This is a genomic window from Streptomyces sp. NPDC059696, from assembly GCF_042733745.1.
Classification (GTDB): domain Bacteria; phylum Actinomycetota; class Actinomycetes; order Streptomycetales; family Streptomycetaceae; genus Streptomyces.
Map to the genome: position 1 here is coordinate 196,298 of NZ_JBHWFG010000007.1, position 18,648 is coordinate 214,945.

The window sequence follows — 18,648 nt, forward strand, 5'->3', positions numbered from 1 at the left end:
GTGCGCTTATCTGAACATCGATGGCCATAGTCGATCGTTCCAGCCGGGCGGGTGTCCGCGCCGCGTCCGCCGATCGGCTCAAGGTTCAGCGCGGGGTGTCCGGGTACCCGGGCGTCGCCGTACGACCGGCGCGCACGCTGACGGAGGGAGCGCGAGGCGATGAGGGCAGTGACCTGGCAGGGCAAGCGGGACGTCCGGGTGGAGAACGTGCCCGATCCGACGATCCAGGAACCGACGGACGCGATCATCCGCATCACCTCCACCGGGCTGTGCGGATCCGACCTGCACCTGTACGAAGTGCTCACCCCGTTCATGACCCCCGGCGACATCCTCGGCCATGAACCCATGGGCATCGTCGAGGAGGTCGGTGCGGGCGTCCAGGACCTCCAGGTCGGGGACAGGGTCGTGGTCCCGTTCCAGATCGCCTGCGGCAACTGCTGGATGTGCCTGACCGGGCTGCCCACCCAGTGCGAGACCACCCAGGTGCGGGGCGAGGGCATGGGGGCCGCCCTGTTCGGCTACACCCGCCTCTACGGCGCGGTGCCCGGCGCCCAGGCCGAGTACCTGCGCGTCCCGCAGGCCCAGTTCGGGCCGATCAAGGTCCCCGAGGGTCCGGCCGACGACCGGTTCCTCTACCTCTCCGACGTCCTGCCCACCGCCTGGCAGGCGGTCGCCTACGCCGACGTCCCGAAGGGCGGCAGCGTCGCCGTGCTCGGTCTCGGCCCCATCGGCGACATGGCCTGCCGCGTCGCCCGGCTCCAGGGCGCGGAACGGGTGTTCGGCGTGGACCTGGTCCCGGACCGGCTGCGCAGGGCCAAGGCACGGGGTGTGGAGACCTTCGACCTGAGGTCCTTCGACGACGAGAAGGAACTCGTCGAGGCCATCCGCGACCGGACCGACGGCCGCGGCCCCGACGCCGTGATCGACGCGGTCGGCACCGAGGCCCACGGCAGTGCCGCCGCGCGCATGGTGCAGAACGCCGCCGCGATCCTGCCCCGGAAGCTCGGCGGCCCGATCGCCGAGCGGTTCAGCGTCGACCGCCTCGCCGCGCTGCACACCGCCATCGAACTGGTACGCCGCGGCGGCACCATCTCGCTGTCCGGCGTCTACGGCGGCATGGCGGACCCGCTGCCGCTGCTGACCCTGTTCGACAAGCAGATCCAGATACGCATGGGGCAGGCCAACGTCCGCCGCTGGACCGACGACATCATCCCCTTCCTGACCGACGACGACCCCCTCGGCGTGGACGACTTCGCCACGCACCGGGTGCCGCTGTCGGAGGCCCCCCACGCGTACGAGATGTTCCAGCGCAAGCAGGACGGCGCGGTGAAGGTCGTCATGCAGCCGTGAGGGAACTCCGGCCGTGAGGGCCGTCCGGCGCCGCTGAGGACAGCGCCGCTGAGGACCCTGCCACCATGGGCTCCCCGAGCGCCATCGACCCCTAGGCGCCCAGGATCTGCGCCAGGTCGTAGCGGACCGGCTCCTCCAGTTGCGCGTACGTGCAGCTCTCGGGGGTCCGGTCCGGGCGCCACCGGCGGAAACGGGCGGTGTGCCGGAAACGCTGCCCGTTCTCCATGTGGTCGTACGCCACCTCGGCCACCCGCTCCGGCCGCAGCGGCACCCAGGACAGGTCCTTCCGTCCCGACCAGCGGCTCGGCGCCCCCGGCAGCCGGGCCTTCTCATGGGCCGCCTCCTCGGACCACGCCGCCCACGGGTGCCCGCTCACGTCGTCCAGGCGCAGCGGCTCCAGCTCCTCCACCAGCTCGGCGCGCCGCTTCATGGTGAAGGAGGCGGACACCCCCACGTGCTGGAGGGTGCCCCGGTCGTCGTACAGGCCGAGCAGCAGCGAACCGACGACCGGGCCGCTCTTGTGCAGGCGGTACCCGGCGACCACGACGTCCGCCGTCCGCTCGTGCTTGACCTTGAACATCGCGCGCTGGTCCGGCCGGTAGCGCACGGCGGGCGGCTTGGCGACGACCCCGTCCAGACCGGCCCCCTCGTACTCCTCGAACCACTGCCGCGCCACCTCGATGTCGGTGGTCGCCGGCGCCAGGTGGACCGGCGCCCGCACCCCCGACAGCGCTTCGGTGAGCCGCTCCCGCCGCTCGGTCAGCGGCGCGTCCATCAGCGACTCGCCGCCCAGTGCGAGCAGATCGAACACGACCAGTGAGGCCGGCGTCCGCTCCGCCAGCATCCGCACCCGGGAGTCCGCCGGATGGATCCGCTCCGTCAGCGCGTCGAAGTCCAGATGTCCCTCGCGCGCGATCACGATCTCCCCGTCCACCACGCACCGCTCGGGCAGCCGTTCCCGCACGGCCGTCACCAGTTCGGGAAAGTACCTGGTCAAAGGCTTCCCGGTGCGGCTGCCCAGCTCGACCTCGTCCCCGTCGCGGAACACGATCGCCCGGAAGCCGTCCCACTTCGCCTCGTACTGCATGCCCTCGGGAATCGCCGCGACGGATTTGGCGAGCATCGGCAGGACAGGGGGCATCACCGGCAGATCCATGGGTCGATTCTGCTCTGATACACCCCGGTCCGCCCGATATGCGAGGTGCGAGGGCTCGGCCTACCGTGTCCAGCATGGGTGACGCGGTGGAACTGGAGGTGGACGGCCGGACCGTACGGCTGTCCAGCCCGGACAAGATGTTCTTCCCGGAGCGCGGCTTCACCAAGCTGGACCTCGCCCGCTACTACATCGCCGTCGGCCCCGGCATCCTGCGCGCCCTGCGCGACCGGCCCACCACCCTGGAGCGCTACCCGGAGGGCGTGAACGGCGAGAACTTCTTCCAGAAGCGCGCGCCCAAGAACATGCCCGGCTGGATCCCGACCGCCCACATCACCTTCCCCAGCGGCCGCAGCGCCGACGAGATGTGCCCCACCGAGGCAGGGGCGGTCGTGTGGGCCGCCCAGTTCGGCACCCTCACCTTCCACCCCTGGCCGGTCCGCCGCGACGACGTCGACCACCCGGACGAGCTCCGCATCGACCTCGACCCGCAGCCCGGCACGGACTACGACGACGCCGCCCGCGCCGCCCACGAACTGCGGGCCGTGCTCGACGAGTTCGGCGGACTGCGGGGATTCCCCAAGACCTCGGGCGGCCGGGGCCTGCACGTCTTCGTGCCCATCGAACCGCGCTGGACCTTCACCCAGGTGCGGCGCGCCGCCATCGCCGTCGGCCGGGAGATGGAACGGCGGATGCCCGAGCAGGTGACCATCAAATGGTGGAAGGAGGAGCGCGGCGAGCGCATCTTCATCGACTACAACCAGACGGCACGCGACCGCACGATCGCCTCCGCCTACTCCGTACGGCCCCGCCCGCACGCTCCCGTCTCCGCGCCCCTGCGCTGGGACGAGGTCGGCATCGCGCACCCCCAGGACTTCGACCTCGCGACCATGCCCGCGCGCTTCGCCGAACTCGGCGACGTGCACGCGGACATGGACGACAAGCGCTACTCCCTGGAAGCCCTGCTCGACCTCGCCCGCCGGGACGAACACGACCACGGGCTGGGCGACCTGCCGTACCCGCCCGAGTATCCGAAGATGCCGGGGGAGCCCAGGCGGGTACAGCCGAGCAGGGCCCGCAAGGAGAAGGAACCTCCTAAAGCTCCTTGATCCGGATGTCGCGGTACGAGACCACGTCCGTGGTGCTGTGGACCTGGAGCCCGATGTAGCCGGAGGCGAAGCGCCGCCCGTCCGTGCCCGGGTCGTCCGAGCGCGGCGGGCTGAACTCCTGGCCGCCGGTGTTGTCGAACTCGTTGATCAGCACACCGTTGCGCAGCACCGAGTAGTGCTGGCCCTCCACCCGGATCTCGTAGTCGTTCCAGGTGCCCTTCTGGGTGACACCGGCACCGGCGAGACCGACGCGGTCGAACCCGTAGACCGAGCCCGTCTTGTACATGTCGCCGTCGGGCCGGTCGAGCACCTGCACCTCGTGCCCGTACTTGATGGCGACCCACTCCGGGCGGGACTCCTCCGGGTGGTCGTGGACCCACGGGAAGCGCACGAACACACCGGAGTTGGCGTTGCCGGTGCCCGGGGCGTCGTCACGCCACTGGAGCTTCAGCGAGAAGTCGCCGTACTTGCGCTGCGGGAACCACAGCATGCCCATGCCCGGCGTCGTGGTGCCGGAGGTGATCGTGCCGTCCGGGTTCAGCCCGAACGAACCGCCGCCCACCTGCTGCCACTTGGCCAGGGACTCGGCCGTGCCGTCGAAGAGCGCCCGGTAGCCCTCGGTCTGTCCCGGCTTTCCGATGCCCGACTGCCGGGCGGCCTTGCGGATCGCCTTGGACTCCCGCTCGTCGATCACCCCTTCCTTCAGCAGCGCCTCCAGGACGGAGTCCACGTGCTTGAGGAACAGCGCCTGGGACGTCCACTCCTTCTCGTCCTCGATCAGCTCGCCGATCCGGCAGCGGTTGTCGGTGACCCGGTTGCGCACGCCCGAGTCGACCGTGCCGACGATCACCGTCAACCGCTCGTCGTACTCCGGGCAGTCGGGTGCCGGGACCTGCCCGGAGACGACGGTGAAGGTCACCGTGCGGGCCGCGGCGGTGTTGCCCGCCTTGTCCGTCGCCCGGTACGCCACGGTGTGCGCGCCCGCCCGGTCGACCACCACCGGCGCCGAGTACGCCAGGTAGGGGCCGCCGTCCAGCGAGTACTCGATCCGCTCGACGCCCGAGCCGTGCTCGTCGGTCGCCGTGACCGTCACCCGGGCACTGTTGACGTACGCCCCGTTCGCGTTCTTCGTGCCCTCCACGGTCACGCCCGTCACCGGCGGGGTGGTGTCCGCGGGCGGCGCCGCGACGACCGTGAACCTCACGCTCTTCTCCGCCGCCACGTTGCCCGCCTTGTCGGTGGCCCGGTAGCGGACGGTGTGCTCACCCGCCTGGTGGACCATCACGGGCCCGGAGTAGGGCTGCCAGGCCCCCGAACCGACCGCGTACTCGATGGTGTTGACCCCGGATCCCGTGTCGGAGGCCGAGACGGTGACCGTCGCCATGTCGATGTACGCACCGGCGGCGTCGCGCTCGCCGCTCACCGTCGCGGAGGTCTCCGGCGCGGTGGTGTCGTCCGACGGGGGAGCGACGACCGTGAACACGGCGCTCTTCTCGGCTGAGACGTTCCCCGCCTTGTCGAACGCGCGGTAGCGGACCGTGTGGCTGCCGACCTGGTCGACGACGACCGGCGCGGTGTACGGCTGCCAGGCACCGGCCTCCCCGAGCGCGTACTCGATCCGCTCGACGCCGGAGCCGCCTTCGTCACTCGCGTGCAGCGCCACGCTCGCCGAGCCGACGTACTCGCCCTGCGCGTTCTGCGTGCCGCTGACGTGCGCCGACGCCTCGGGTGCCGTGGTGTCCTCGCCGGTGCCCTCGGCCACCGTCAGGATGCCCTGCATCTGGCCGTGACCAGGGATCGTGCAGTGGTAGAAGTACCGGCCGGGCGTGAGCGTGACCTGGGCGGTGTGCTTGCCGCCCTGGGCGTCGTTCGGGTTGGCCAGGATGTTGAGCTGCACGTCGCTGTTGAACTCGGGGTCGCTGGTCACGAACGTCAGCGTGTGCGGCATGCCCGTGGTGTTGCCGGTGGCCGCGCTGTTCTCGAAGACGATCGTGGCCGGGCCGGCGACCGCCGTCTTCGGCGCCGAGAGGTACTTGTCGATGTCGTTGCCGGCCGTCCAGGTGAGCACCTGGTCGGCGGCGGCCTTCGTCTCTGGCTGCCCGGCGGCGGGCAGGGCCTGCACGCCGAGCACCATCAGCAGGGCGGCCAGCAGGGCGGCCCAGACTCTTCGTCGCCGGATCACTCGGTCCCCCTCGCCAACTGGCCGGCGGCGGGGGTGGGCCCGCCGCCCTTGTAGGTGACCCGCCACAGGGCCGACTTGGAGTCCGAGGTGAAGAAGCCGCGCCCGTAGTCGAGGACGTACAGCGCGCCGTCCGGACCGAACTTCCAGTCCATCAGGTTCTTGATGCCGTCGTTGCCGACCGGCACGATCTTCTTCAGCGACTCCGAGTGCACCGGCAGACCGCCGTCGCCTTGCGTCTTCGGGTCCATCAGCACCGCGTTGCGCGGCTGGTCGGCGTCGTAGAAGTCACCGACGAACCACTTGCCGTCCCAGTACGCCGGCCACTTCACGGCACTGTCGGCCGCCACCCGGTCGTACCGGTAGACCGGCCCGTTCATCGCGGCCTGCCCGCCGCCCTTCAGCCAGGGCAGCCGGTAGGTGGCCTCCGCCGGCTTGTACGACGGGACGCCGTTCGCGTCGCGCGGGTAGTCCGGGCCGCCGCCCGAGGGCGAGTACCAGATGTTGTTGCCTGTCACCGGCGGCAGATTGACCAGGCCGTCGTTGTTCGGCGACTCGTTCTTCGGGTGGTCGCAGTCGTACCAGCCCAGCGGCTTGGACGGATCCGGCAGGTTGCGGTCCCGGTAGGGCTGCTTGTTGCCCATGCAGTACGGCCAGCCCCGGTTGCCCGCCTCGGTGATGGCGGCGAACGTGTCGTACTTGGCCGGGCCCCAGGTCGTCGAGGGCGTGCTCGCGTCCGGTCCGACCCAGCCCGCGTAGAGCACGTCGGTCGCCGGGTCGACGGAGATGCGCGCCGGGTTGCGGACGCCCATTACGTAGATCTCGCCGCGTGTCTTGCCCCCGCCCTCGTCGGGCTCCTTGCCGGTGAAGAGGTTGCCCCGGGGGAGGGTGTACGTCCCGTCCGGCTCCGGGTGGATGCGCAGGATCTTGCCGTTGAGGTTGTTGGTGTTGCCGGCGGTGCGGCGGGCGTCCGCGAAGGACACGCCCTTGTAGTTCGGCTCCGGGTTGTTGCCCGAGTAACCGGAACTGAAGCCGCTGGAGTTGTTGTCACCGGTGGCGATGTACAGGTTGCCTTTGGAGTCCCAGGCCATGCCGCCACCCGCGTGACAGCAACTGTGGATCTGCACCGGCCACTTCAGCAGCACCTTCTCGCTGGACAGGTCCAGTTTGTTCGTGGCCCGGTCGAGCGTGAAGCGGGAGACCCGCCGCTCCGCCATCCGCGTCTCGCGGTTGATCCGCTCGTGCGGCGTGTAGTGCAGATACACCCAGCCGTTCTGCGCGAACCCCGGGTCCAGTTCGATGCCGAGCAGCCCCTCCTCCACCTTGACCAGCTCGTCGCCGCCGCCCTTGTTGCCGAAGACGGTGAGCGCGCCGGCCAGGGTGACCTGCTTGGTCCTCGGGTCGTAGACGTGGATCTCGCCCCTGCCCTTGCCGATGTCGGGGTTGTTCCAGTCCGTGATCACGGGCTGCGAGGAGTCGGCGCCGCCCCGGCCGATGTAGAACACCCGGCCGTCGGGCGCGGTGACCATCCCGTGCGGTTCGCCGATCTGGTCGTTCTGCCCCGGCTGGTTGGGCTTGGTCAGCCGCTCCGCCGCGTAGTGGGCGGTGATGGTCGCCTTGCAGTCGGCCTGCTCCAGCCGGGTCGTCCACATCAGCGCGCCGCGCAGATGGTCGCGGAAGTCGGCCTCGTCGTACGACGACACCGTCCCGCCCATGCCCGTGTAGAAGGACCGTCCGCCGTCGTAGTCACGGCACCAGCTGACCGGATGGTCCCAGCCGTTGGAGCCCGAGCCCGGCTGGTAGGTCGACTCGCGCACCCGGGCCACCGTGTGCACGTCCCCGGAGGGGTTCTTCACCCAGTTCAGCCACCGGTCCGGGCGTTTCCACTGCATCGGCAGGCCCTTGGTGGCGGGGTGCCGGCGGTCGCCGACCTCCACGGTCGCGCGCTGCACGGCCGTCGGGCTGGAGGCGGCCGGGCGGGCACCCACCAGGCCGGTGAACCAGTCCGAGTACGGCTCCGCGCGCGCCGCGTCGTGAATGCCGACGAACCCGCCGCCGGCCTCCATGTACGCCTCCAGGCCCGCCTCCTGCTCCGCGTCGAGGACATCGCCCCCGCCGGTCAGGAACACGACCGCGTTGAAGCGGCCCAGCTTCGTCTCGTCGGTGAACACCGAGGCGTCGCCGGTGGCCTGCACCTTGAAGCGGCGGTTCGCCGGGCCCGTCAGACCGATGTCCTCGATGGCCTCGATCCCGGCGTTCACCACCGGCGACTCCTCCCCGGCCGCCGCGGAACCGTGGAAGATCAGCACCCGTACATTCGCGCCGCCCGGCGGCGACTTGATCGACATCGTTGTCAGCGGGGGTTCGGGGAAAGGACGCGCGTGCGCGGCCGGACCCGACAGCAGCCCGGCGGTCACGACCCCGGCGGCGACGGACGCCGCCCAGACGCGTCTCGACTTGCTCCACCCTCGTAAGTGCATGGGCACCTCCTCGGTCACAGCAACACCGCCAAGGAAGCTAAACCCCTTTGCATGTCTCGCCAATACCTATGACCGGGATGGCGTCAACTTTGTCTTGAGTGTGGATAAACGGGAGAACGGCCGGTACCGTCGCACCGGTTCATCACAGGTACGCCTCCGTCAATGCCTTACCAGGGTGGGGAGTTCCGCATGGACAGACGCAGCTTCAACCGGCGGGTCCTGCTGGGCGGCGCGGCCGTCGCGACATCGTTGTCCGTGGCGCCGGAGGCCGTGAGCGCAGCCGGACCGGTGAAGACGGCCCCCGCCGGGGGCGAGGTGAAGCGCATCAAGCTGTACGCCGAGAAGCTCCCCGACGGGCAGATGGGCTACGGCCTGGAGAAGGGCAAGGCGACCGTCCCGGGCCCGCTGATCGAACTCAACGAGGGCGACACACTGCACGTCGAGTTCGAGAACACCATGGACGTGGACGTCAGCCTGCACGTCCACGGCCTGGACTACGAGATCACCAGCGACGGCACGAAACTGAACCGCAGTCATGTCGAGCCGGGCGGCACCCGCACCTACACCTGGCGCACCCACGCCCCGGGTCGCCGCAAGGACGGCACCTGGCGCTCGGGCAGCGCGGGCTACTGGCACTACCACGACCACGTCGTCGGCACCGAACACGGCACCGTGGGCCTGCAGAAGGGCCTCTTCGGCCCGGTCGTCGTCCGCCGCAAGGGCGACGTCCTGCCCGACCGCACCCACACGGTCGTCTTCAACGACATGCGCATCAACAACAAGCCGCCGCACTCCGGGCCCAACTTCGAGGCCACGGTGGGGGATCGCGTCGAGTTCGTCGTGATCACGCACGGCGAGTTCTACCACACGTTCCACATGCACGGTCACCGCTGGGCGGACAACCGCACCGGCCTGCTGACCGGCCCCGAGGATCCCAGCCAGGTCATCGACAACAAGATCACGGGCCCGGCCGACTCCTTCGGCTTCCAGGTGATCGCGGGGGAGGGGGTCGGCGCCGGCGCCTGGATGTACCACTGCCATGTGCAGAGCCACTCCGACATGGGGATGGTGGGACTGTTCCTCGTGAAGAAGCCGGACGGGACCATCCCGGGGTACGACCCGCACGAGCACGGCGAGCCGGCGGACGGCGGCCACGAGCACGAGGAGGAGCCGGCGGACGGCGGCCACGAGCACGAGGAGGAGCCGGCGGACGGCGGCCACGAGCACGAGGAGGAGCCGACGGGCGGCGGCCACCAGCACTGACAGGCGCTCCGCGCGCTCCCCCGAAGGGGCGAGAGCGCTCTCACCACGCTGCGTACCGGGGCTATCCTGAGCGGCAGCCGCAGGTGAGGAGCCCCGAAGTGACCGACACAGCGCCACGCCCCACGCTGGAGGCCGTGGCCGCCCGGGCCGGGGTCTCGCGGGCCACCGTCTCCCGTGTGGTCAACGGCGGAGACGGCGTGCGCGACGTCCTCGTGGAGCGCGTCCGCAGGGCCGTGGAGGAGCTCGGATACGTGCCCAACCAGGCCGCCCGCTCCCTGGTGACCCGACGGCACGACGCGGTCGCGGTCGTCGTCGCCGAACCGGAGACCAGGGTCTTCGCCGACCCGTTCTTCGCGCTCCAGCTGCGCGGTATCAGCAAGGAACTCACCGCCCACGACAACCAGCTCGTGCTGCTGCTCACGGAGGGCCGGGACGACCACGCCCGGGTCGGCCGGTACCTGGCCGGCGGGCATGTCGACGGCGCCCTCGTCTTCTCCCTGCACCTCGACGACCCGCTGCCGGAGCTGACGCAGCGGGCCGGCGTGCCCACGGTCTTCGGCGGCCGGCCCGGCTGGAGCGGGGACCGGCGCGACGTCGTCTACGTCGACAGCGACAACCGCGGCGGCGCCCGTGACGCCGTACGGCACCTGGCGGGGCTCGGCCGCACCCGGATCGCGCACATCACCGGCCCCCTCGACCAGACCTCCGCCGCGGACCGCCTCGACGGCTACCGGGACGTCATGGTGGACGCCGACCCACGGCTGATCGCCGCATCGGATTTCACCCCGGCCGGAGGCGAGCGGGCGATGCGCGAACTGCTCGACCGGTGCCCGGACGTGGACGCGGTGTTCGCCGCGAACGACCTCATGGCCTCCGGCGCGCTGCGCGTCCTGCGCGCGTCGTGCCGCCGTGTCCCCGACGACGTGGCCGTGATCGGCTTCGACGACATGCGGCCCGTCGCGGAACAGACCGACCCTCCTCTCACGACGGTCCGTCAGGACATAGAGGAGATGGGCCGCCTGATGGCCCGCCTTCTGCTGCGCGGCCTCGACCGCGACGCCCCACAGGAGGGCGTCGGGGCGACCCCGTCGAGCGTGGTACTGCCGACGACGCTGGTGCGACGCGCATCCGCCTGAGGGGTCCCTCCCCTCGGAGCGTCCGGCTCGCTCGGAGTGGCAAGACCCCTGACAGACCGGCGAACGGGACGGTCCGACGGGCGCCCTCGGCGGCCTCAGCCCTGCCGTGACGCGCTGTGGATCACCGCGAAGCGGGCGCCGTAGGGGTCGGCGAGTGCGGCGAGGCGGCCGACGGACGGCATGTCGGTGGCCGGGAGGCGGACCGTGCCGCCCAGCTCCGCGGCCCTGGCGACCGTCGCGTCCGTGTCGGCGACCTCGAAGTACGGCAGCCAGTACGCCTCGTCCTCCGCAGGAGCCTCCGCCAGAGGCACGACCCCGCCGAACATCGCGTCCTCGCTCTGCCCGGCGGGGTGGAACGTGGTGTACGCACCGCCGGCGAAGTCGGCGCCGAAGGTCTCCAGGCCCAGGACGGAGTGGTAGAAGGCCGCCGCGGCCGGGACGTCCGCCGTGTGCAGCTCGACCCAGCACAGGGAGCCGTGCTCCTGGACGACCTCCAGCCCCTTGGTGCGGCCCGGCTGCCACAGGCCGAAGGCCGCCCCCGCCCGGTCGGCGAGGATCGCCGTCCGGCCCAGGTCCTGGACGTCCATGGGCTGCACCGTCACCGCGCCGTGCGCCTGCTCGGCCGCCCGCGCCGTGGCGTCCGCGTCCGGCGAGTGGAAGTACACCGTCCAGGAGGGCGGGCCCTGCTCCGGCGTGGTCTGCATGCCTCCGGCGGCCGTCCTGCCGCCGAGCCGGAACAGGCCGTAGCCCCCGACCTCCGGGCCGCCCGGCTGGAACCGCCAGCCGAACAGCGCTCCGTAGAAGGCGGCGGCGCCGTCGATGTCGGGAGCGCCGACATCGATCCAGTTCGGAGCGCCGGGGACGTAACGGGTGGTGAGCATCGTCGCCCTCCTCGCACAGGGGCCCGTCGTCTGCACTGCCGAGTCTGGCACCGCCCGGTGACGAACGCCGCCGGAGCGCGGCCGGTGCGCGTGGTGGCAGTTCCCGCGCGCCGCCGTGCGCCGTCCTGTCCGGCGGGCGATCATCGAGCGGCCGGAGGGCCGTGAACGCGGTGTTGATCCCGCGTTGATCGAACGTTTTTCACCGTCCACGACGCTCTCGGGCATGCACATCGACACCATCACCTCGCCCGAACTCGAATGGCAGCAAGAGGCGTTGTGCGCGCAGACGGGGGCGGACTTCTTCTTCCCCGAGCCGGGCAGTTCGGTGCGGGAGGCGAAGCGGATCTGCGGTATGTGCCCGATCCGCGCGGCCTGCCTGGCGTACGCGCTGGACCACGACGAGCGCTTCGGCGTCTGGGGCGGCCTTTCGGAGAAGGAGCGGCTGGAGCTGCGACGCGTGGCGCGGTAGCCGCGGCCCTGGGCCGCCCGGCGCGGGCGCACAGGGCACCGGTACCGCACCGGGCACCGGTACCGCACAGGGCCCCGGCCGCGCGTCGCGGCCGGGGCCCTGTCTCCGTGCGTGCCGGTCGGCGTCAGGCGCCGGCCCGGGCCGCCATGCGGGCCTTGCGGGTGGCCAGCTTCTCGTCGAACTTCGACGCCTCGGCGTCCAGGCCGCCCATGAACAGACCGAGCTCCTCCTGCGCCTTGCGGCCCTCGGGGCCCAGGTTGTCGATCTCCATGATCTTCAGGAAGCGCAGCACGGGCTGGAGCACGTCGTCGTGGTGGATGCGCATGTTGTAGATCTCGCCGATCGCCATCTGCGCGGCGGCCCGCTCGAAGCCGGGCATGCCGTGGCCGGGCATCCGGAAGTTCACGATGACGTCGCGCACGGCCATCATCGTCAGGTCGGGCGCCAGCTCGAAGGCCGCCTTCAGCAGGTTCCGGTAGAAGACCATGTGCAGGTTCTCGTCCGTGGCGATGCGCGCCAGCATGCGGTCGCAGACCGGGTCCCCGGACTGGTGGCCGGTGTTGCGGTGCGAGACGCGGGTGGCGAGCTCCTGGAAGGCCACGTAGGCGACCGAGTGCAGCATCGAGTGCCGGTGGTCGTGCTCGAAGCCCTCACTCATGTGGGCCATCCGGAACTGCTCCAGCTTGTCCGGGTCCACGGCGCGCGAGGTGAGCAGGTAGTCCCGCATCACGATGCCGTGCCGGCCCTCCTCCGCGGTCCAGCGGTGCACCCAGGTGCCCCAGGCGCCGTCGCGGCCGAACAGCGAGGCGATCTCATGGTGGTAGCTGGGCAGGTTGTCCTCGGTGAGAAGGTTGACGACGAGCGCGATGCGTCCGATCTCGGTGACCTTGGACTGTTCCTTCTCCCAGGCCTCGCCGTCCTCGAACAGACCGGGGAAGTTGCGCCCGTCGCTCCAGGGCACGTACTCGTGCGGCATCCAGTCCTTGGCGATCTTCAGATGCCGGTTGAGTTCCTTCTCGACCACTTCCTCCAGGGCGTACAGCAGCTGAGCGTCGGTCCAGGCGCCGGCCGGGCTGCCGAGGTGGGGAGTGGTGATCGTCATGGACTCTCCAGGGGACAAGCGTACGAGCGGTGAGCGGTAAACCTACGGCATCGTAGGCTACGTCTCCGTAGGTTACGAAGCCGTAGATTAAGGGTGCTGTAAAGGCCACTGATCAGCGGGGTCGCCCTGGAGCACGACGCAGCTCCCCCGGACCCGCAGGTCGAAGGGGTGAAGGGGAAGGGCACGGTCCGCTCAGACGTACAGATCCCGCAGCCGCACCGAGAGACACGTCACACATCCCTCGAGCTTCTCGAACTCGCTGATGTCCACGACGACCGGTTCGTACCCGAGGTCGGCGAACAGCTCGGCGGTCTTCGGCGCGCTCGCCGCCATCAGCAGCTTGTCACCGCCGAGCAGCACCACGTGCGACCCGGCCTCCTCGGGGACCGGCAGGAAGCGCCCGAACAGCGACGGCGTGTCCATCTTCGGGATGTGTCCGATGACCGTGCCGTCGGGCAGCGCCGTGACCGCCGACTTCAGGTGCAGCACCTTGCTCACCGGCACCGAGACGACCCGCGCGCCGAGCGGTTCGAACGCGGCGCGCAGCTGCCGGACGCCGTCGGCGTTGGTGCGGCCGCCCCGGCCCACGTAGACCGTGTCGCCGATCTTCAGGACGTCCCCGCCCTCCAGGGTGCCCGGCTCCCAGATCCAGTTCACCGAGCAGCCGAGACCGGCCACGGCCTCCTCGACCCCGGCGGTCTCGTCCCGCCGGGAATCGGCTCCCGGACGCGCGATCAGGGCCACGTTCTTGTACATCACGACCGTGTCCTCGACGAACACCGAGTCCGGGCAGTCGTCCGCCGGGTCCACCTCGATGGTCTCCCAGCCGTGCGTGCGCAGGGCCTCCACGTACGCCGACCACTGCTCGGCGGCGAGACCGGCGTCGATCCGCTCCCGCTCGATGTGCGTCACCAGCCCCTCGGCGAGACGCGGGCTGGGGCGGCGGACGAGGGCCTTCTTGCTGGGCACGAGCGGGACTCCGTATCGGATGGGACGTGTCGGGACCGCACCGACGGAAGTCTCCGGGATCGACCGGAGCCCGTCGGGGCGTCGGCCGACCATCATGCAGGGCGAACGGGGGAGAGGACAGCCCCGTGGATGGCCGGAGCGGGCCGGATCACCGCCGAGTCACCCGACCCACCGCACCACGGGTACCCCACCACCCACCCGGGCAACTCATCCCACCGCCCCGGCACCGTCACCTGCCCGGTAACACCCCACGGCCCCGGCACCCTCACCTGCCCGGTAACACCCCACGGCCCCGGCACCCTCACCTGCCCGGTAACACCCCACGGCCCCGGCACCCACCCGCCGCCCGGCAACCTCCCCTGGCCCCGGCACCCAGCCGGGCGCCCGGCAACATCCGACGGTCCCGGTAGTCCACCCGCATGCCCGGCCCCCGCAGCGGTGGCGCACCACCGCATGCCCGGCACCTCACCCCACGGCGGTGGCACTCCACCCGCATGCTCGGCCTGCTCCCTGGCGATCCCTCCCGCGCCCGGGCCCCCCGACCCCCGTGCGTCCCCCGCTCACCGGTGGTGCCGCACCGCCCGCCGTAGATGCTCCGCCGTGAAGGATCCCTCCGTCTCCAGCAGTTGGCGGGGCGTCCCCTCGAAGACGATCTCGCCGCCGTCCCGGCCGCCGTCCGGGCCGAGGTCGATGACCCAGTCGGCGCGGGCGACCACGTGCAGGTTGTGCTCGACCACGACGACCGTGTTGCCCGAGTCCACCAGCCGGTCCAGCAGGGCGACGAGTCCGTCCACGTCCGCTATGTGCAGACCGGTCGTCGGTTCGTCGAGGACGTAGACCGCCCCGCTCCGGTGCAGCCGTGTGGCCAGCTTGATCCGCTGCCTCTCGCCGCCGGAGAGCGTCGACAGGGGCTGCCCGAGGGTCAGATACGTCAGTCCGACGTCCCGCAGGGCGCGCAGCCGGCGCCGTACGCCCGGGTCGTCGAGGAAGTCGAGCGCCTGCTCGGCGGTCATCTCCAGGACGTCCGCCACGGACTTGCCCCGCACGGTCAGCCGCAGCACCTCCTCCCTGAAGCGCCGCCCCTCGCAGGCGTGGCAGGTCGTCGTCACCGGGTCCATGAAGGCCAGGTCGGTGCAGAGGAGCCCCCGGCCCTCGCAAGTGCCGCAGGCCCCGCCGGAGTTGAAGCTGAACAGACCCGCCTCCCTCCCCGTCTCACGGGCGAAGATCCTGCGGACCGTGTCCATGATCCCCAGATACGTGGCCGGGGTGGAACGGCCCGAGATGCCGATCGACGACTGGTCGACGACCACGGCCTCGTCGTGCGCCGCCGTGAACTCCCCGACCAGGGTGCTCTTCCCGGACCCGGCGACCCCGGTCACCGCCGTGAGCACACCGACCGGGAACCGCACGGTCACGTCCCGCAGGTTGTGCCGGCTGGCGCCCTTCACCCACAACTCCCCGGCGGCCTCCCGCACCTCGTCCTTGACCGCCGTGCCGCGGCGCAGGCACCGTCCGGTGAGCGTGCCGGACGCCGCCAGCTCCCGAGCCGTCCCCTCGAACACGACCGTGCCGCCGCCCGCCCCGGCCCCCGGCCCCATGTCGACGACGTGATCGGCCAGCGCGATCACGTCCGGGTCGTGCTCGACGACCAGCACGGTGTTGCCCTTGTCGCGCAGCCGCAGCAGCAGGTCGCCGAGGCGGCCCACGTCGCGCGGGTGCAGTCCGACGCTCGGCTCGTCGAAGATGTACGTCATCCCGGTCAGGCTGGAGCCCAGGTGCCGCACCGTCTTCAGACGCTGCCCCTCCCCGCCGCTGAGCGTGGCCGTCTCCCGGTCGAGGCTGAGGTAGCCGAGGCCGATCGCCTCGATGCGCTCCAGCGCGGTGACGGCGGCCGAGGCGATCGGCCCGGCCACCGGGTCGTCGATCTCCTTCAGCACGGCGATCAGGTCGGTGACCTGCATGCGGGTGCAGTCGGCGATCGACCGGCCGTTGACGCGCGTCGCGAGCGCCGCCGCGTTCAGCCGGGCTCCACGGCACGCCGGGCAGGTGCCGTCCACCAGGTACGCGCTCACCAGGTCCCGGGTCTTCTGGCTCATGCCCGACAGGTCCCGCTTCAGGTACAGCCGCTCGAAGCGGACCGCCAGCCCCTCGTAGTCGGTGGTCCAGGTGCCGCCGCTGCCGGTGACGGTGACCTTGCTCCCGGGCCGCCCGTACATCAGGAACTCCCGTTCGGCGGACGTGAACCGCCCGACCGGCTTGTGCGGGTCCAGCTCGGTGCTGTTGGTGTACGTCTGGCCCTGCCAGGTCCCGGCGGCGAACGGCGGGAAGCGGACCGCCCCGCCGGCGAGGGAGCGGGCCGGGTCCAGGATCCGGTCCCAGTCGGGCCGCACCGTCCGGCCGAGGCCGTCGCACTCGGTGCACATGCCCGACGGGTCGTTGAACGAGTACGCCGTCGCCGGCCCGGCGCTCGGCGTGCCGTGCCGGGAGAACAGCACCCGGATCACCGAGTAGACGTCCGTCATGGTGCCGACGGTCGACCGGGAATGACCGCCGACCTGCCGCTGGTCGACGACGATCGCCGGGGTGAGGTGCTCCAGGCCGTCCGCGTGCGGCCGCTCGAACTTGGGCAGCCGGTTGCGGACGAACCACGGGTACGTCTCGTTCAGCTGGCGCTGCGACTCCACCGCGATCGTGTCGAAGACGACGGACGACTTCCCCGACCCCGAAACGCCGGTGAACACGGTCAGCCGGCCTTTCGGGATCCGCAGGGTGACGTCCTTGAGGTTGTTCTCGCGTGCTCCGGTCAGGGTGATGGCATCGTGCGCGAAGTCGGTCATGCCTCCGACGCTAGGAGGAAAACCCGACAGCCTCTGGCGTGATTTCCCGCAGTTCTCCTTCCTCCAGCAGCAGCCAGCGCGTGATGCCGACGGACTCCAGGAACGGCAGGTCGTGACTGGCCACGACCAGCGCTCCCTCGTACGACTCCAGGGCCGTGGTGAGCTGCCGGACGCTCGCCATGTCGAGGTTGTTGGTGGGCTCGTCCAGCAGGAGCAGCTGCGGGGCGGGCTCGGCCAGCATCAGCGCGGCCAGCGCGGCCCGGAAGCGTTCGCCGCCGGACAGCGTCGCCGCCTTGCGGTCGGCGCGGGCGCCCCGGAACAGGAAGCGCGCAAGCCGCGCCCGGATCCGGTTGTTGGTGGCGCCCGGCGCGAACCGGGCCACGTTCTCGACGACGGACAACTCCCCGTCGAGGACGTCGAGCCGCTGGGGCAGGAACCGCAGCGGGACGTGCGCCCGCACCTCGCCCGACTCCGGGGGGAGCTCCCCGGTGATCGTGCGCAGCAGCGTGGTCTTGCCCGCGCCGTTGCGCCCGATCAACGCGACCCGCTCCGGTCCGCGCAGCTCGACGCCGCCCTTCACCCGGGCGCCGTAGCGGAGCCCGAGATCCTGGAGGGTGAGGACGGTCCGCCCGGGCGGCACCGCCGTGTACGGCAGGTCGACGCGGATCTCGTCGTCGTCCCGTACGGCCTCCACCGCCTCGTCGAGCCGCTCCCGGGCCTCGGCGAGCTTCTCCTCGTGCAGGATGCGGTGTTTGCCCGCGGACTCCTGCGCCGCGCGCTTGCGCGCCCCCATCACGATCTTCGGCTCACGCTTCTGATCCCACATCTTCTGCCCGTACCGCTTGCGCCGGGCCAGTTTGACCTGGGCGTCGGCCAGTTCGCGCTTCTGCTTGCGGAAGTCGGACTCGGCGGCGCGCACCATGCGCTCGGCCGCCTCCTGCTCGACCTCCAACGCCTCCTCGTAGTCGGAGTAGTTGCCGCCGTACCAGCTGATCTCACCGGAGCGCAGATCGGCGATCTGGTCGACGAGGTCCAGCAGTTCACGGTCGTGGCTGACCACGACCATCACGCCCGGCCAGGACTGCACGGCCGCGTACAGCCGCCGCCGGGCGTACAGGTCGAGGTTGTTGGTCGGCTCGTCCAGCAGCAGCACGTCGGGCCGGCGCAGCAGCAGCGCGGCCAGCCGCAGCAGGACCGACTCGCCGCCGGACACCTCGCCGATGGTGCGGTCCAGCTCCACGTGCCCCAGGCCGAGTTCACCCAGGGTGGCGAGGGCGCGCTCCTCGACGTCCCAGTCGTCGCCGACGGTGTCGAAATGCGCCTCGGAGGCGTCGCCCGACTCGATGGCGTGCAGGGCGGCGCGCCGGGCGGCGATGCCGAGGGCCTGGTCGACGCGCAGGGTGGTGTCGAGCGTGACGTTCTGCGGGAGGTATCCGACCTCGCCGGCCACGCGGACGGTGCCGTCGGCCGGTGCGAGTTCACCGGCGATCAGCTTGAGCAGGGTGGACTTTCCCGAGCCGTTGACGCCGACCAGGCCGGTCCGGCCGGGGCCGAACGCGACGTCCAGGCCCTCGAAGACGGGACTGCCGTCGGGCCAGGCGAACGCAAGGGACGTGACGGTGATGGAAGCGGACATGGGGGCCTCGCTCGCGGTTGCTCGAAGCGGTCAGGGGCACACGCGTGTCGAGACACCTGCGACCAGGGGAGGAGGCTCCGTGGG

Annotated in this window: 13 protein-coding genes; 5 read left to right on the forward strand and 8 right to left on the reverse strand. The window is 71.2% G+C overall.

The window, feature by feature from the left end; translation table 11 throughout:
* The first annotated feature begins 159 nt into the window (after nucleotides 1–159).
* Nucleotides 160–1,350 (forward strand): zinc-dependent alcohol dehydrogenase, encoded by a 1,191-nt coding sequence (locus ACFV20_RS10300; protein ID WP_385654725.1) that lies wholly within the window; start codon nucleotides 160–162, stop codon nucleotides 1,348–1,350.
* A 91-nt stretch (nucleotides 1,351–1,441) separates the two neighbouring features.
* Here ACFV20_RS10300 and ACFV20_RS10305 read toward each other — a convergent pair whose 3' ends face one another.
* Nucleotides 1,442–2,506 carry an ATP-dependent DNA ligase gene (locus tag ACFV20_RS10305; protein ID WP_385654726.1) on the reverse strand — a complete coding sequence of 355 codons (1,065 nt, stop codon included), beginning with the start codon at nucleotides 2,504–2,506 and terminating at the stop codon, nucleotides 1,442–1,444.
* 74 nt (nucleotides 2,507–2,580) lie between these two features.
* Here ACFV20_RS10305 and ligD point away from each other — a divergent pair, with 74 nt between their 5' ends.
* On the forward strand, nucleotides 2,581–3,612 hold the full coding sequence (ligD, locus tag ACFV20_RS10310) for a non-homologous end-joining DNA ligase (protein WP_385654729.1): 1,032 nt from the start codon (nucleotides 2,581–2,583) through the stop codon (nucleotides 3,610–3,612).
* Here ligD and ACFV20_RS10315 read toward each other — a convergent pair.
* Together ACFV20_RS10315 and ACFV20_RS10320 are read right to left on the reverse strand one after the other, a co-directional pair.
* Nucleotides 3,599–5,746: an OmpL47-type beta-barrel domain-containing protein gene (locus tag ACFV20_RS10315; protein ID WP_385654903.1), complete on the reverse strand. Its 2,148-nt coding sequence runs from the start codon at nucleotides 5,744–5,746 to the stop codon at nucleotides 3,599–3,601. The genes ligD and ACFV20_RS10315 overlap by 14 nt on opposite strands.
* A 44-nt stretch (nucleotides 5,747–5,790) precedes the next feature.
* Complete coding sequence (locus tag ACFV20_RS10320) at nucleotides 5,791–8,271, reverse strand: ThuA domain-containing protein (protein WP_385654731.1); 2,481 nt, start codon at nucleotides 8,269–8,271, stop codon at nucleotides 5,791–5,793.
* Nucleotides 8,272–8,460: 189 nt separating this feature from the next.
* Between ACFV20_RS10320 and ACFV20_RS10325 the strand changes: the two genes are divergently transcribed.
* Together ACFV20_RS10325 and ACFV20_RS10330 are read left to right on the forward strand one after the other, a co-directional pair.
* On the forward strand, nucleotides 8,461–9,534 hold the full coding sequence (locus ACFV20_RS10325) for a multicopper oxidase domain-containing protein (protein ID WP_385654735.1): 1,074 nt from the start codon (nucleotides 8,461–8,463) through the stop codon (nucleotides 9,532–9,534).
* 98 nt (nucleotides 9,535–9,632) lie between these two features.
* The gene (locus ACFV20_RS10330; RefSeq protein WP_385654736.1) at nucleotides 9,633–10,670 is read left to right on the forward strand and encodes a LacI family DNA-binding transcriptional regulator; all 1,038 of its coding nucleotides are present in this window, start codon (nucleotides 9,633–9,635) and stop codon (nucleotides 10,668–10,670) included.
* Between the two features lie 95 nt (nucleotides 10,671–10,765).
* Here ACFV20_RS10330 and ACFV20_RS10335 read toward each other — a convergent pair whose 3' ends face one another.
* Complete coding sequence (locus ACFV20_RS10335) at nucleotides 10,766–11,551, reverse strand: VOC family protein (protein WP_385654738.1); 786 nt, start codon at nucleotides 11,549–11,551, stop codon at nucleotides 10,766–10,768.
* Between the two features lie 223 nt (nucleotides 11,552–11,774).
* On the opposite strand from ACFV20_RS10335, the gene ACFV20_RS10340 reads away from it, so the two are divergent.
* Nucleotides 11,775–12,020 (forward strand): WhiB family transcriptional regulator, encoded by a 246-nt coding sequence (locus tag ACFV20_RS10340; protein WP_385654740.1) that lies wholly within the window; start codon nucleotides 11,775–11,777, stop codon nucleotides 12,018–12,020.
* Between the two features lie 124 nt (nucleotides 12,021–12,144).
* Here ACFV20_RS10340 and ACFV20_RS10345 read toward each other — a convergent pair whose 3' ends face one another.
* The 4 genes from ACFV20_RS10345 to ACFV20_RS10360 all read right to left on the reverse strand — a co-directional run bounded on the left by ACFV20_RS10345 (nucleotide 12,145) and on the right by ACFV20_RS10360 (nucleotide 18,564).
* The gene (locus ACFV20_RS10345; protein ID WP_385654742.1) at nucleotides 12,145–13,122 is read right to left on the reverse strand and encodes an acyl-ACP desaturase; all 978 of its coding nucleotides are present in this window, start codon (nucleotides 13,120–13,122) and stop codon (nucleotides 12,145–12,147) included.
* A gap of 192 nt (nucleotides 13,123–13,314) precedes the next feature.
* On the reverse strand, nucleotides 13,315–14,091 hold the full coding sequence (ddaH, locus tag ACFV20_RS10350; protein WP_385654744.1) for a dimethylargininase: 777 nt from the start codon (nucleotides 14,089–14,091) through the stop codon (nucleotides 13,315–13,317).
* Between the two features lie 560 nt (nucleotides 14,092–14,651).
* Nucleotides 14,652–16,928, reverse strand: a complete 2,277-nt coding sequence (locus ACFV20_RS10355) for an ATP-binding cassette domain-containing protein (RefSeq protein ID WP_385654746.1) — start codon at nucleotides 16,926–16,928, stop codon at nucleotides 14,652–14,654.
* Nucleotides 16,929–16,938: 10 nt separating this feature from the next.
* Nucleotides 16,939–18,564 carry an ABC-F family ATP-binding cassette domain-containing protein gene (locus ACFV20_RS10360; protein WP_385654748.1) on the reverse strand — a complete coding sequence of 542 codons (1,626 nt, stop codon included), beginning with the start codon at nucleotides 18,562–18,564 and terminating at the stop codon, nucleotides 16,939–16,941.
* Nucleotides 18,565–18,648: the final 84 nt, after the last annotated feature.